Here is a 12,417-nt window from a genome sequence, read left to right as displayed (position 1 = left end):
GCGCGTAGGCGGGCGAGTCGCCGGGCGTCTGCGGCATTCCCGCACGTTAACGGCGTCCCGCCGGACGTTGCGGGCGTCCCGCCCGGCCGCAGGCCCAACCTTTGCCCGGATTTCAGGTCCCCCGGCGCGGTGGAGAGGAAAGGGGTCAGGGCCGCCGGACCCGGTGGTCCGGCGGCCCTGTCCGGGCGGTTCGCGGTCAGGACTTGTTGAAGGTGCGCTTGGCCCAGAGGTAGGAGAGGGCGGCGGTGCCGGCGCACCAGGCGGCGGCGATGGCGGCGCTGTTCCCGATCGGGCTGCCGAGGAGGAGGCCGCGGACGGTCTCCATGATCGGGGTGAAGGGCTGGTAGTCGGCGAACCAGCGCAGCGCGGTGGGCATGGAGTCGGTGGGGACGAAGCCGCTGCCGAGGAAGGGCAGCAGGACCAGGGGCATCGGGGCGTTGCTGGCGGCCTCGGGGGTCGGGGACTTCAGGCCGAGGGCGACCGACAGCCAGGTGACGGCCACGGCGAACAGGGTGAGCATGCCGATCGCGGCGAGCCATTCGAGTGCGCTCGCGTTGGGGCGGAACCCGATCGCCAGGGCGATGCCGACCAGGACGGTCATGCTGAGCAGCTGCTGGACGACGCTGGCGACGACGTGGCCGGTCAGGACGGAGGCGCGGGAGATCCGCATGGTGCGGAACCGGGCGATGATGCCCTCGGTCATGTCGGTGGCGACCATGACGGCGGTTCCGGTGGCGGCCATGGCGGCCGTCATGAGCAGGATGCCGGGGACGACGTAGTCGACGTAGGCGTCGCGGCCGCCGCCGATCCCGTCGCCGAGGGTGCCGCCGAGGACGTAGACGAACAGCAGCAGGATGATGACGGGCGTGACGACCAGCTGCACGGTCATGGACGGGTAGCGGAGCAGGCGCTTGAGCTGCCGCCTGACCATGGTGGAGGAGTCGCGGGCGGCGAGGGCGAGGGTGCTCATCGGGTGGCCTCCTGCTTGTGGCCGGTGAGGGTGAGGAAGACGTCGTCGAGGTCGGGGGTGTGCACGCTCATCTCGGCGATGTCGATCGCGTGCTCGTCCAGCAGGGTGAGCAGTTCGCGGATCGCGTGGACGCCGCCGCCACTCGGGACCTGCAGGGTGAGCGCCTCGGGGTCGGCGATGCCGGTGCCGAGGAGGGCGCGGGCGGCGTCGAGGAGGTGGGCGCCGGCGAAGGTGAGGCGGATGTGGCCGCCGGGGATGCGCCGCTTGAGTTCGGCGGCGGTGCCTTCGGCGATCAGCCGCCCGTGGTCGAGGAGGGCGATGCGGTCGGCGAGCTCGTCGGCCTCCTCCAGGTACTGGGTGGTGAGGAAGATGGTGACGCCGCTCGCGACGAGTTCGCGGACGATCCCCCACATGGCGCGGCGGCTGCGCGGGTCGAGGCCGGTGGAGGGCTCGTCCAGGAAGATGAGGTGGGGGTCGCCGACCAGGGTCATCGCCAGGTCGAGCCGGCGCTGCATGCCGCCGGAGTAGGTCCCGGCGGGTCGGCGCGCCGCGTCGGCCAGGTCGAAGCGGTCGAGCAGTTCGGCGGCCTTGCGCTTGCCGTCCCGGCGGGACAGGTGCTTGAGGTCGGCCATGAGGAGCAGGTTCTCCTCGCCGCTGAGCAGCTTGTCGACGGCCGAGTACTGGCCGGTGACGCCGATCGCGCCGCGCACGTCGTCGGGCCGGCGGCCCAGGTCGTGCCCGGCGACCTGGACGGTGCCGCCGTCGGCGGGGACCAGGGTGGACAGGATCTGGACGGTGGTGGTCTTGCCGGCGCCGTTCGGGCCGAGCAGGGAGAAGATCGTCCCTTCCGGGACGGCCAGGTCGATGCCGTCGAGCACGACCTTGTCGCCGTCCTTGCCCCGGTAGGACTTGCGCAGCCCGTTCGCCTCGATGGCCAGGGTGGTCATGGTATCGCTCCTTGGATCTGCTTCGGGTCAGAGGCTGCGGGCGGTGATGTCGCCGTGGGAGGTGGTGGCGGTGATGTCGAGTTCGGCGGTGCCGTCGTTCTTGAGGGCGTTGCCGATGCGGCCGTGGCCGGTGCCGGCGTCCAGGGAGGCCGAGACGCCGGCGGCGGCGCCGACCGAGATGTCGCCCGACTCGGTGCGCAGGACGACCGTGCCGCGCACGGCCTCGCCGATCCGGATGCCGCCGCGGGCGGTGCTGATCTCCGCGGGCCCGGTCAGCCGGTCGATCTCGACGTCGCCGTCGGTCGCGGTGAGGCGGACGCTCGCGGCCTCGTCCAGCTTGATGTGGCGGTAGGCGCCGTCGAAGGCGACGTCGCCGAGGCGTCCGACACCCCGGAGCTCGGCGGCGGCCGCCTTGCCCTCGACGCGGGAGCCGGCGGGCAGCTGGACCGTCACCTCGACCGACCCGGACGGGCCGAAGGCGCGGCTCTTCGCCGCGGCCTCGATCCGGAGCACGCCGTCGCGGTACTCGACCGCGGTCTGCTCCGCCTGCCGGACGTCGCGGCTCTTCGAGGCGTCCGCGGGCAGGACCTCGACCGCGGTGTCGGACCGGTCGGCGGCGATGAACCGGACGCGCCCGGCGGGGATGTCGAGGACGGCGGAGATGGGGGCGGGGGTGTCGAACTTCTGCATCGTGCGCTCCAGTGGCTCGTTGTTTCGAACACTGGAAACGCTACGTTGCATTTCAGGATATGGCAACAGACTTGTTGCACAGGTTCTATATCCATGCAGTTCAGCGCCTATATATTGTTGCAATGGCCTCTCATTTAACGCAACGATTCAGCCTCGTTCATTGCAATGGCATGGAAGTGAACGCTATGCTGGGGGCAGCGGAGAACATGAAGGAGGCCGCGATGCCGGGAGGCAGGCTCACCCAGCAGGAGCGCCAGCAGATCGCGCTGGGGCTGGCCGACGGCCTCGCCTACGCGGAGATCGCCAGGCGCGTCGACCGTCCCACCTCGACGATCACGCGTGAGGTGACCCGCAACGGCGGCCCCACCGCCTACCGCGCCGACCTGGCCCACCGCGCCACCGAGCGCCGCGCCCACCGGCGCCGGCAGGCCGCGTCCCCGGGGCCGGAGGCCTCCGCGCAGCCGCACGGACGGGACGCCGAGGCCGTGCGGGAGTTCGAGGAGACGTTCACCACCGTCCTGATGGCCTCGGGACTGCCCAAGATGATGGCCCGGGTGCTGGGCTGCCTCTACCTGTCCGACGCGGGCAGCCTCACCGCGTCCGAACTGGTCGGGCGCCTGCAGGTCAGCCCGGCGTCCGTCTCCAAGGCGATCACGTTCCTGGAGGGCCAGGGCCTGGTCCGCCGGGAACGCGACGAACGCCGCCGCGAGCGCTACGTCGTCGACGACGACATCTGGTACCAGTCGATGATGGCCAGTGCCCGGTCCCTCGCCCAGATCATCGAGACCGCGCGGCAGGGCGCCGGCATCCTCGGCCGCGACACGCCCGCCGCCGCCCGGCTGGAGAACGTCGCCCGCTTCCTCACCTTCGTCACCGAGAGCACCATCCGCGCCGCGGAGCAGGCCCGCGACGTCCTCCACACCCCGCCTACCACGGCACACGACCCTGGTCGTTGAAGAAGCCTCCGGTCGCGCCGGCGCCGGCGCCGGCCGCCTTGGCCAGGTCCACGATGATGCGGGCGCCCTCCTCGACGGTGCGGGTGCCGCGGTGGCCGGTGAGGTCGGTGGCGGTGTACCCGGGCGTCGCCGCGTTGATCTTGATGTGGGACAGGCCGGGGTCCTGGGCGAAGGCGCGCGCGTACTGGACGGTGAGCATGTTCAGCGCGGTCTTCGACGACGTGTAGGCCATCCGGCGGTCGGCGTCGCCGCCGAAGTCGGTGCCGCCGGTCGTCAGGCCCAGTGAGGCGGTGGTGCTGGACACGTTGACGATGCGCGGCGCCGCCGCGGCCCGCAGCAGGGGCAGCATCGCGTGGATGACCGTGACGGCGCCGAAGACGTTGACCTCGTAGGTGCGGCGCATCTCGTCCGCGGTGGTCTGGGCGGCGAGCCGGTCCACGACGGTTCCGGCGTTGTTGACCAGCACGTCGAGCCGTCCGTGGTCGCGGCGCAGCCGTTGCGCCACCGCCTGGACGCCGGCGGGGTCGGTCACGTCGAGCCGCACCGGGACGGCCGCCCCGTCCGCGCCCAGGTCCCCGGCGGCTTCGATGCCGCGCCCCGCGTCGCGGCTGCCCATCACCACGGTCATCCCCCGTGCCAGGAGCTGCCGGGCGGTCTCCTTGCCCAGCCCCTTGTTCGCCCCCGTCACGAGCGCCACAGGACGGTCGGCCATGACTCACTCCCCCTCGGGATCGATCCAAATCGTGTTACAAGATGTATCACAAGATACGGGTTGTATCATGAGCGGATGGGCAGGTCAGAGTCGAACGAGGCCGGGCCGGGACTGCGGGGGTGCGGCGGACCCGGCGCGGCATCCTCACCGCCGCGCGGCGGTGGACCCCGAGGCCCAGCGGGTCCTCGCCCGGCGGGAGGACTGGCGCTACGAGCAGATCGGCGCCTTCGTGCGGCGGCTGGCCGACGCCCGTCTGCGGGCTCCGTTCGACGTGCGGCAGGTCACCTGCGGGAGATACGGGGTGTCAGCGCGGTACGCCGAGACCGTCGAGGACGATGCCCACGGCCCGGTCGAGTGCTTCGCCCTCGCTGAGGTCCGTGGCGTATGCGAGGGCGCGCAGGAGGAGGGAGACGTCGTCGCCGGTGACCTCGGACCGTGCGGCACCGGCGGCCTGAGCGCGGTGGAGCGCGCCGTCGAGGGCCGCGCGGAAGGCGTCGGCCGCCTCGGTGACCGGCCGGGACAGGCCCTGTCCGTCGTCGTCGTGGGGCGGCAGCAGGTCCAGCAAGGTCATTTTCACCGGCCCGGCCGCCGCGAGGGTCTTCACCAGGGAGGCGAAGGCCTTGCCCGCGTCCTGGCCGTCGGCGAGCCGCAACGCCTCGGCGGTCAGCTTCTCCAGGTAGCGCACCGCGGTGGCCTCGATCAGGTCCTGCTTGGTGGCGAAGTTCCGGAAGACGGTGGCGATGCTGACCCCGGCCCGCCGGGCGACCTCGTCGGTGGAAGCGGCGGCCCCCTTCTCGGCGAACACATGCTCGGCGGCCAGCAGGACCTTCTCCCTGTTGGCGGCTCCGTCGCGGCGCATACCGGACCCCTTATGCAAACGTAGTGGACACTACGTATGATGCGTAGTGAAGACTTCGCTTAAGCGTATGCCGCCTCGCCCCCGTGCGCCAAACGCGCCGACCGGGCCGTCACCGGCAACCGACACGACCCACAACCACAGCACTGAGGAGCACCACATCCATGTCCGTGATGGACGAGAACACCACTGTCGTGATCGTCGGCTCGGGTGTCGCCGGCCTCACTCTCGGCAACTTCCTCCTGCGCAGCGGGATCGACTGTGTCGTACTGGAGCGGCAAAGCCGCGAGTACGTCGAGCAGCGCCAGCGTGCGGGTGTCATCGACTCCCGGGCGGCGCGCATGTTCCGCGAGTGGGGTCTGGCGGACCGGGTCCTCGGCGGCGTCCCTTTCGAGCCGGTGCTGAACTTCCGCATTGACGGGGAGACGCGGCCCTTCAAGTACATGACCGACGACCATGGCGACGGGCGCTTCTGCCCACAGCAGGTCCTCGTGCGCAACCTCATCGACGTGTTCGTCGGCGACGGCGGCGATCTGCGCTTCGAAGCCGAGGACGTGGAGCTGGAGGACATCACCGGCCCCCGGCCCCAGGTGCGCTACCGCGACAGCGGGGGCATGACCCGCACCATCACCTGCGACTTCATCGCCGGCTGCGACGGAGACCACGGCGTCAGCCGGGCGAGCATCCCCGAGGAGGAGCTGACCCGCCACTCCCACGAGTACGGGTACGCCTGGCTGACCGTACTGGCCGAGGCCCCCTCCAACCACCAGTCCATGATGGCGATCCACGGCCGGGGATTCGCCGGCCAGTTCGCCCGCGGCCCGCAGGCGAGCCGCTTCTACCTCCAATGCCCCCTGGACACCTCCGTCGAGGAGTGGACGGACGACCGTATCTGGGAAGAGATCGAGGCACGCTTCGGCGAACCGGTCGCCGTGAAGGGACGGATCTCCAGCAAGACACTGGTGCCACTGCGCAGTGTCGTCCACGACCCGATGAGCCACGGCCGCCTGTACCTGCTCGGCGACGCCGCGCACATCGTGCCGCCCATGAGCGCCTAGGGCATGAACCTGGCCCTGCACGAGGCCGACATATTCGCCGCAGCCGTCCTGAAGCAGGTCAAGGAGCAGGACACGTGCCTGCTGGAGGCGTACTCCGCCACCTGTATGAAGCACGTGTGGAATTACCAGGCGTTCGCTGCATGGTTCACCGACCTCATGCACGACGCGGGAGACGTCTCCTACCACGGTGAGTTCCGGCGCCGCCTGGCGCGCGCCGAGTTCGAGCGCCTCTACGACTCGGAGGCCGCCAACCGGCTCTTCGGCGAGTTCCTCACCGGCCTGAACTGAGACCGCCATCATCGGAAGAGGGCAGGAACCTGTGGATCTGAGCAGTCGGAGCCTCCAGCCCCTGTTCTCTCGAACACTACGCCGTGAGGGCGCGGCGCCGGGGCTCCCCGCATCCCCCAGGACCGACGCCAACCCGACGCCGATCCTGGCTTGACGGTGATCTCCGCACGACTGGCAGGGGAAGGGGCCGTCATTCGCGCTGCGCGGTGTCGAGCCCGTCGAGCGGCCCATGCCGATGGGGCACGAGTACGTCGGCGTGGTCGAGGAGGTCGGCGGCGAGGTGCGGACCGTCAGGCCCGGCCAGTTCGTCGTGGGCTCGTTCGTAGCCTCCGGCGGCACCTGCGAGATCTGCCGCTCGGGATACTCCTCGTCCTGCGTCCACCGGGTGTCCATGGCGCAGGTCGGCTGGCCCGGCATCAGGTGAGGCCGTGGCGGACGATCGACAGGAGGCGGCGGACCCGGGCCGGGTCGGTGTCTGCGGCCGCGACCGCGTTGACCAGCGTCAGCACCTCGGCCACGGTGAGGTCCCCACGGACGTGGCCCGATCGCTGCGCGCGGGTCAGCAGCTCCGCCGCCGTCGAGGTCAGCGCGGCATGCCAGCGTTCGAACAGCGCGGTGCGGCGCTCACCATCGGCCTCGGTGCCGGCGAACGCGAGTGTCCGCCTGGTCGCCACATGGACGGCGAAGGCCTCCAGCCAGGTGTGGAGCGCCTCACCGGCGGCCGGTTCGCCCAGCAGGGCGCTGCCCCGGTCGCAGAGCGCGGCGACCTCGTCGGCGTAGACCGCGACGAGCAGGTCGGCGCGGGTCGGGTAGTGCCGGTAGAGGGTCGCGTTGCCGACGCCCGCCCGCTTGGCGATCTCGTCCAAGGCGGCGCTCGGGCCCTGCTCGTCGAACAGTTCCCTGGCGGCCGCGAGCAGCAGGCGGGCGTTCCGCTCGGCGTCCGCGCGTCGCGCCCGGCCTGCCATCCGTGCTCCCTAGGTTGTTAAACGGGGATGTCCCTGCTTAGCATAGCGGAGGCAAGAAACGGGGAACTCCCCGCTTCTGTCTTCGAGGAGGAGCGATGGGATTCACCGCCGACGACCGCACCCAGATCACCGAGCTGATCTCCATGCACGGCCACCTGTGCGACAGCGGGGAGCTGGAGCGACTGGACGACCTGTTCACCCCCGACGCCGTCTACGACGTCTCCGACTTCGGGCAGGAGCCGCTGCTGGGCTCCGCGGCCCGCATCGAGGCTGCGCGTGCCCTGGGCGAGCGGAACCCGGTCGGCCACCACGTCACCAACGTCGTCCTCACCGATGTCGCCGACGACCGGGTGCACGCCCGTACCAAGGGGATCGGCGTCTACGCCGACGGCACCGCCGGGAGCGTGACCTACGAGGACACCATCGTCCGGACTCCGCAGGGCTGGCGGATCAGCCACCGCAAGATCCGCGCACACCGCGCCCCCCTGGGCGGACGCGCCTGACGGACCGCACCCGCCACCACCGCCTCGCCAGGAACGGCCGCAGCAGGGCGGCGACCTCGGCGCGGGCGCGGGCGACGTCCGTGCACGGGGCGAGGGCGGCACCGGTGGACGACCAGAACCACGGCACGAGCGCCCACCAGCGCCGGGCGGCCTGCCCGTACCAGGTGAGGACGCCGGCTCCACCGCCCGGCAGGCAGGCGGGTCTCCATGTGTCGGCGGTCTCGGCGCTCACGCCTGGACCGCGCGCAGGACGTGGACGATCCGGTCGGCCGCACCGGTGGTCTCGTCCGCCGGCCCGATCTCCTGACCCCATCCCCACCTGTTGATCGTTCGCTCGCGCCTGGTGGAGGCGTCTTGCGGCTGGGTGAGCATCACGGCGACGGTATCTTCCACCGCCGCGGAGTTGCGGATCTTGTGGGGCCCGCTCTTCTCGGCGCGCAGCAGCCGGCGCTGTGCTTCTTTCCTGGTCCTGCGGTCGCGGGCGAGGCCGCATCCCACGTCGGCGAGGAAAGCGGCGTGGCGTCCCCGGCAGGGGCGAGCTCGCGCTCGTCGACGCGGCCCGCCAGGTCGAGCAGGTCTCGGCCTGTTTCGCCGCGCTGGGTGGCTAGCGCCACCCGCCATGAGCCGACGTTGGACGCCGAGAAGGCGCCCCGGTTCTCGCCCGGGGCGTCGGGGGTGCGCTCGGCCGGCCGCTCGGCCTGGTCCAGCCAGTGCTGCGCCCGGTCGTAGTCGTAGGCGACGGTGGCGGTCACGGAGGCCGCCGGTGCCAGCATGCCCAGCAGGTGGACGCCAGGGTCGTCGCGGACGTGGGGTTCCAGCTGGTTGGCGGCCAGTTCGGCCGCCGCGAGCGTCCGGTCGTGGGTCGTCGTCGGCATCGTGTGGATGCGCAGTGACGCGGCCTTGCCGGTACTGACCGGGTCGCCCAGGATGCGGGCCGCCTCGGACGCGCGCGGTTGGTCGCGGGTGCGGTGAGGGTGTTGGTCAGCAGGCTGGCTGCGGTGCGGCGCGGGCGGTCGGCAGGGGGGATCAGGCGGGCGTCTCGGCGAGGAGGCGTTTGCGGTCTTGGGTGTAGTGCCACCAGGGGCGGGCGGGGCGTCCTTCGGCCTGGTCGACGGCGGACATGACGGTGTCGAGCAGGCAGGGGTCCAGGCGCGTGCCGTGGGCGGCCGACATCCGCTCGTACAGGTCGACGGGGTCCTGGCCCGGGAGCTGGGCGATGGCGGTGATGCCGATGGATTCGAAGTAGCGGGCCACGGCGCGTCCCACGTTGGCCAGCTCGGTCAGGTCGGAGTTCATGCGGCCAACGTAGGCGGGCGGGCGCGGCCGGGTCTTGTAGGAATCGGTCAGGGGACGGCGAGGTCCAGGCGGGACGGGTCGGCGATCATCTCGTAGGCGGTGACGCGGCCGTCGTGGACGGTGATGGCGAGGGCGAGCAGGAACCGGCCGTGCGGGGCGACCACGGCGCCGACCGTGCCGTTGACCAGGGCGGGTTCGGCGTAGCGGGCGCGGCGGCCGAACAGCTGCATCTCGCGGGCGACGGTTTCGGCGCCGCGGACGACCGCGGGCCTGCCGGGGGTGAGGGCGGCGTCGGCGCGGCGGACGACGTCGGGGGCGAGGACGCCGAGGAGGGCGTCCAGGTCGCCGCTGCGGGCGGCGGCGAGGAACGCCTCGACGACGCGGCGCTGTTCGGCGAGTTCGCGCGGCGGTGTCGTGGTGGCGCCGCGGACGCGGCGGCGGGCGCGGCTGGCGAGTTACTTGGCGGCGGCCGGGGCGCGGTCGACGATGGCGGCGATCTGGTCGAACGGGACGGCGAACACGTCATGAAGGATGAACGCGACGCGTTCGGCGGGGCCGAGGGTGTCCAGGACGACGAGCATGGCGCGTCCGACCGACTCGATGAGGACGGCCTCGGTCTCGGGGTCGCCGTCAGCGGGCTGGACGGGCGAGCGCCACCCGTAGGTGTCCTCGCGGCGGGAGGTGCGGGTGCGGAGCATGTCGAGGCAGATGCGGGCGACGACGGTGCGCAGCCACGCCTCCAGGTCGCCGATGCCGGCGGGGCCGGTGCGGGCGAGGCGCAGCCAGGCCTCCTGGACGGCGTCGTCGGTGTCGCCGGTTGTGCCGAGCATGCGGTAGGCGACCGCGCGCAAAGCCGGGCGGTGCGCCTCGAAGCGTTCGGCCAGTTCCTCGTCCATCGGTCACCTTTCCTTGCCGCGTTTCGTCTGCGTGGTGGCATCCGATGGACGACCACGGCAGGGAGACGATGATCCGATACGACCAGGGTAGCCAGCCGCTGCTGCGGCCGGTGGCGCTCGGGGACCTGGAGCTGCCCAACCGGGTGGTGATGGCGCCGCTGACGCGGGCGCGGGCCGCCGGCCGGGAGCTGGTGCCGACGGACCTGCACGCCGCCTACTACGGCCAGCGCGCCACCGCCGGGCTGATCGTCGCGGAGGGCGCGTGGGTGAGCGGGCACGCGATCGGGTTTCCGGGCGTTCCCGGCGTCTTCACCGACCGGCAGGTGGAGGCGTGGCGGCGCGTGACCGGCGTCGTCCACGCGCTGGGCGGGCGCATCGTGCTGCAGCTGTGGCATGCGGGCGCGAACTCCCATCCCGATCTGCTGGGCGGGGCGCTGCCTGCGGGTCCGTCGGCGATCGACCCGGGCGAGGTGTGCCGGACGCCGGCGGGCCGCAGGGCGACGGTCGCGCCGCGGGCGATGACGGCGGCGGAGATCGGGCGGACGGTCGCCGACTACGGCGCGGCGTCGGAGCGAGCGCGGCGGGCGGGGTTCGACGGGGTCGAGGTCGCCGCGAACGGCACCTACCTGATCGCGCAGTTCCTCAACCCGCGGCTGAACCGCCGCGCCGACGGCTACGGCGCCGACCGGTCCCGGCTGCTGCTGGAGGTGGTGGACGCGGTGGCGGCCGCGTGGGACGGGCGCCGCGCCGGGGTGCGGCTGTCACCGCACTGGACCGCCCGCGACGCCGGCCGGACCCGCGGCCCCTACCCCTACACCGCCGACGAGGAGACCCTGGCGGCCTACGACGGGCTGGTGGCGGAGCTGAACCGGCGTCCGCTCGCGTATCTGCATCTGCGCGGGCCGGTGCCGGACACCGTCCCGGACTTCGAGGCGTTCGCCCGCTACCGCAAGGGGTTCGACGGCCCGCTCATCGCCAACCACGGCTTCGGCCGGGAGTCGGGCAACGCGATCGTCGGGGACGGGATCGCCGACGCGGTGTCGTTCGCCCGGCTGTTCATCGCCAATCCCGACCTGGTGGGCCGGTTCGCGCTGGGCGGTGAGACGGCGTCCGACGACCGCGGCACCCGCTACGGCGGCGGGGCGCGCGGCTACGTCGACTACCCGATCTGGGCGGGCGGCTAGGCGGCGGGCGGCGGGACGAACTCGGGCTGGTCCAGGACGCGGAGCCAGCTGCCGTCGGGCTGGCGGCGGACGACCTGCGCGCGGGCCCCGGCCCCGTCCTTGGGCGGCGTCGAGGTCAGGGCGAGGTCGCCGCTGATCAGGGTCGGCAGCGGCTCCTCGGGCTCGAACCGGGGCGCGTTCGCCAGGACCTTCTCCCACAGGGCGCGGATCGCGTCGCGTCCCACGGTCTGCGACCCGGGCGGGTAGGCCAGCACCGCGTCCTGCTCGTAGAGGGCGGCGACGCCGGCCGGGTCACCGGCGTTGGAGCGTTCGACGAACAGGCGGGTGATGTCCTCGGGCCGCATGGCCTTCTCGTATTCCGTCATGGCTTCCTCCCAGGTTCCTTGCTTGACACCTCCCATCGTGGTCGCCTCCTAGTCAGAAGTCCAAGAGATAGATCTGCTGCCAGTCAGAAGTGATGCTTATGATTGGCGCCGCCGTGGAAACCGCCGGTCAGGAGGTGCCGCGCCATGCGGTGGGCGTGTGCCCGCGGGCGCGTTTGAACGCCACGCTGAACGCGAACGGGTCCTGGTAGCCGACCTGGCGGGCCACGGTGGCGACGGTGTGCCGGGTGTCGCGGAGCAGGTCGGCGGCGAGGGTCATGCGCCAGTCGGTGAGGTAGCCGAGCGGGGGCCGGCCGACGAGGGCGGCGAAGCGCTGGGCGAAGGCGGCGCGGGACATGCCGGCCTGGGCGGCCAGTGCGGCGACCGTCCACCGGTGGGCGGGGTCCTCGTGCAGGACGCGCAGCGCCTCACCGATCGCCGGGTCGGCCAGGGCCCGGTACCAGGCGGGCGGCATCGCCTCCGGGCGGGTGCACCAGGCCCGCAGCGCGATCACCAGGACCAGGTCCAGGAGCCGGGCGAGGACCGCGTCCTGGCCCGGCTCGTCGCGGGCCGCCTCGGCCGACAGCAGGTCGAGGGCGGTGCGGGTGCGCGGGCCCGCGGGCACGACGGCGAGCGGCGGGAGCAGGTCCAGCAGGCGGGACGCGGCGTCGCCGTGCAGGTCGTACGCGCCGCGGAGCATGACGGTGGCGCCGGGCAGGGGGGCGCCGTAGGTG

Annotated in this window: 19 protein-coding genes and 1 pseudogene; 6 read left to right on the top strand and 14 right to left on the bottom strand. The window is 72.4% G+C overall.

All coding sequences use genetic code 11. The features are described from left to right. Nucleotides 1–196: 196 nt before the first annotated feature. Genes E1293_RS36465 through E1293_RS36455 form a run of 3 tightly spaced genes read right to left on the bottom strand, consistent with a single transcriptional unit; the run spans nucleotide 197 to nucleotide 2,607 of the window. Nucleotides 197–970 carry an ABC transporter permease gene (locus E1293_RS36465; RefSeq protein ID WP_132202917.1) on the bottom strand — a complete coding sequence of 258 codons (774 nt, stop codon included), beginning with the start codon at nucleotides 968–970 and terminating at the stop codon, nucleotides 197–199. After that, nucleotides 967–1,917, bottom strand: a complete 951-nt coding sequence (locus E1293_RS36460) for an ATP-binding cassette domain-containing protein (protein WP_132202915.1) — start codon at nucleotides 1,915–1,917, stop codon at nucleotides 967–969. The genes E1293_RS36465 and E1293_RS36460 overlap by 4 nt, the downstream gene beginning before the upstream one ends. A gap of 27 nt (nucleotides 1,918–1,944) precedes the next feature. After that, nucleotides 1,945–2,607 (bottom strand): DUF4097 family beta strand repeat-containing protein, encoded by a 663-nt coding sequence (locus E1293_RS36455; RefSeq protein WP_132202913.1) that lies wholly within the window; start codon nucleotides 2,605–2,607, stop codon nucleotides 1,945–1,947. A gap of 221 nt (nucleotides 2,608–2,828) precedes the next feature. Here E1293_RS36455 and E1293_RS36450 point away from each other — a divergent pair, with 221 nt between their 5' ends. Then, nucleotides 2,829–3,563 carry a GbsR/MarR family transcriptional regulator gene (locus tag E1293_RS36450; protein ID WP_132202921.1) on the top strand — a complete coding sequence of 245 codons (735 nt, stop codon included), beginning with the start codon at nucleotides 2,829–2,831 and terminating at the stop codon, nucleotides 3,561–3,563. Here the strand turns inward: E1293_RS36450 and E1293_RS36445 are convergent. Both E1293_RS36445 and E1293_RS36440 read right to left on the bottom strand, forming a co-directional pair. Continuing rightward, nucleotides 3,535–4,275, bottom strand: coding sequence for an SDR family NAD(P)-dependent oxidoreductase (locus E1293_RS36445; RefSeq protein ID WP_132202911.1), 741 nt, complete (start codon nucleotides 4,273–4,275; stop codon nucleotides 3,535–3,537). The genes E1293_RS36450 and E1293_RS36445 overlap by 29 nt on opposite strands. Nucleotides 4,276–4,579: 304 nt before the next feature. After that, nucleotides 4,580–5,134 carry a TetR/AcrR family transcriptional regulator gene (locus E1293_RS36440; protein ID WP_132202909.1) on the bottom strand — a complete coding sequence of 185 codons (555 nt, stop codon included), beginning with the start codon at nucleotides 5,132–5,134 and terminating at the stop codon, nucleotides 4,580–4,582. Nucleotides 5,135–5,295: 161 nt separating this feature from the next. Here E1293_RS36440 and E1293_RS36435 point away from each other — a divergent pair, with 161 nt between their 5' ends. From E1293_RS36435 to E1293_RS36430, 3 genes and pseudogenes are all read left to right on the top strand, one after another. Then, complete coding sequence (locus E1293_RS36435; protein WP_207939302.1) at nucleotides 5,296–6,189, top strand: FAD-dependent monooxygenase; 894 nt, start codon at nucleotides 5,296–5,298, stop codon at nucleotides 6,187–6,189. A 3-nt stretch (nucleotides 6,190–6,192) separates the two neighbouring features. Then, nucleotides 6,193–6,477 carry a Rossmann-fold NAD(P)-binding domain-containing protein gene (locus tag E1293_RS48885; protein WP_207939301.1) on the top strand — a complete coding sequence of 95 codons (285 nt, stop codon included), beginning with the start codon at nucleotides 6,193–6,195 and terminating at the stop codon, nucleotides 6,475–6,477. 202 nt (nucleotides 6,478–6,679) lie between these two features. Continuing rightward, nucleotides 6,680–6,883 (top strand): annotated as a pseudogene (locus E1293_RS36430) (alcohol dehydrogenase catalytic domain-containing protein); the annotation flags it as partial. A 10-nt stretch (nucleotides 6,884–6,893) separates the two neighbouring features. On the opposite strand, the gene E1293_RS36425 reads toward E1293_RS36430, so the two are convergent. Continuing rightward, nucleotides 6,894–7,442 (bottom strand): TetR/AcrR family transcriptional regulator, encoded by a 549-nt coding sequence (locus tag E1293_RS36425; RefSeq protein WP_132202907.1) that lies wholly within the window; start codon nucleotides 7,440–7,442, stop codon nucleotides 6,894–6,896. A gap of 95 nt (nucleotides 7,443–7,537) precedes the next feature. Between E1293_RS36425 and E1293_RS36420 the strand changes: the two genes are divergently transcribed. Then, nucleotides 7,538–7,945: a nuclear transport factor 2 family protein gene (locus E1293_RS36420; protein WP_132202905.1), complete on the top strand. Its 408-nt coding sequence runs from the start codon at nucleotides 7,538–7,540 to the stop codon at nucleotides 7,943–7,945. Here the strand turns inward: E1293_RS36420 and E1293_RS36415 are convergent. The 6 genes from E1293_RS36415 to E1293_RS50560 form a co-directional block, all read right to left on the bottom strand. Continuing rightward, complete coding sequence (locus tag E1293_RS36415; RefSeq protein WP_132202903.1) at nucleotides 7,893–8,177, bottom strand: hypothetical protein; 285 nt, start codon at nucleotides 8,175–8,177, stop codon at nucleotides 7,893–7,895. The two genes, E1293_RS36420 and E1293_RS36415, sit on opposite strands and share 53 nt — an antisense overlap. Then, nucleotides 8,174–8,317, bottom strand: coding sequence for a hypothetical protein (locus E1293_RS47965; RefSeq protein WP_165978551.1), 144 nt, complete (start codon nucleotides 8,315–8,317; stop codon nucleotides 8,174–8,176). The genes E1293_RS36415 and E1293_RS47965 overlap by 4 nt, the downstream gene beginning before the upstream one ends. Beyond that, a complete protein-coding gene (locus E1293_RS36410; RefSeq protein ID WP_132202901.1) occupies nucleotides 8,317–8,820 on the bottom strand; it encodes a hypothetical protein in 504 nt (167 codons plus the stop codon). The genes E1293_RS47965 and E1293_RS36410 overlap by 1 nt, the downstream gene beginning before the upstream one ends. A 151-nt stretch (nucleotides 8,821–8,971) precedes the next feature. Continuing rightward, on the bottom strand, nucleotides 8,972–9,241 hold the full coding sequence (locus E1293_RS36405) for a helix-hairpin-helix domain-containing protein (protein WP_132202899.1): 270 nt from the start codon (nucleotides 9,239–9,241) through the stop codon (nucleotides 8,972–8,974). Between the two features lie 47 nt (nucleotides 9,242–9,288). After that, complete coding sequence (locus E1293_RS50565) at nucleotides 9,289–9,471, bottom strand: hypothetical protein (RefSeq protein ID WP_341770235.1); 183 nt, start codon at nucleotides 9,469–9,471, stop codon at nucleotides 9,289–9,291. Nucleotides 9,472–9,696: 225 nt separating this feature from the next. Then, the gene (locus E1293_RS50560; RefSeq protein ID WP_341770234.1) at nucleotides 9,697–10,137 is read right to left on the bottom strand and encodes a sigma-70 family RNA polymerase sigma factor; all 441 of its coding nucleotides are present in this window, start codon (nucleotides 10,135–10,137) and stop codon (nucleotides 9,697–9,699) included. A gap of 44 nt (nucleotides 10,138–10,181) precedes the next feature. Between E1293_RS50560 and E1293_RS36395 the strand changes: the two genes are divergently transcribed. Next, nucleotides 10,182–11,321 (top strand): alkene reductase, encoded by a 1,140-nt coding sequence (locus E1293_RS36395; protein ID WP_243717072.1) that lies wholly within the window; start codon nucleotides 10,182–10,184, stop codon nucleotides 11,319–11,321. Here E1293_RS36395 and E1293_RS36390 read toward each other — a convergent pair. Further along, nucleotides 11,318–11,686 (bottom strand): YybH family protein, encoded by a 369-nt coding sequence (locus E1293_RS36390; protein WP_132202897.1) that lies wholly within the window; start codon nucleotides 11,684–11,686, stop codon nucleotides 11,318–11,320. The genes E1293_RS36395 and E1293_RS36390 overlap by 4 nt on opposite strands. A gap of 127 nt (nucleotides 11,687–11,813) precedes the next feature. Continuing rightward, a partial coding sequence (locus E1293_RS36385; protein ID WP_132202895.1) for a helix-turn-helix transcriptional regulator occupies nucleotides 11,814–12,417 on the bottom strand: 604 nt, incomplete at its 5' end.

The sequence above is a fragment of the Actinomadura darangshiensis genome (genome assembly GCF_004349235.1).
GTDB lineage: Bacteria > Actinomycetota > Actinomycetes > Streptosporangiales > Streptosporangiaceae > Spirillospora > Spirillospora darangshiensis.
This window is presented reverse-complemented; position numbering and strand designations above follow the sequence as displayed.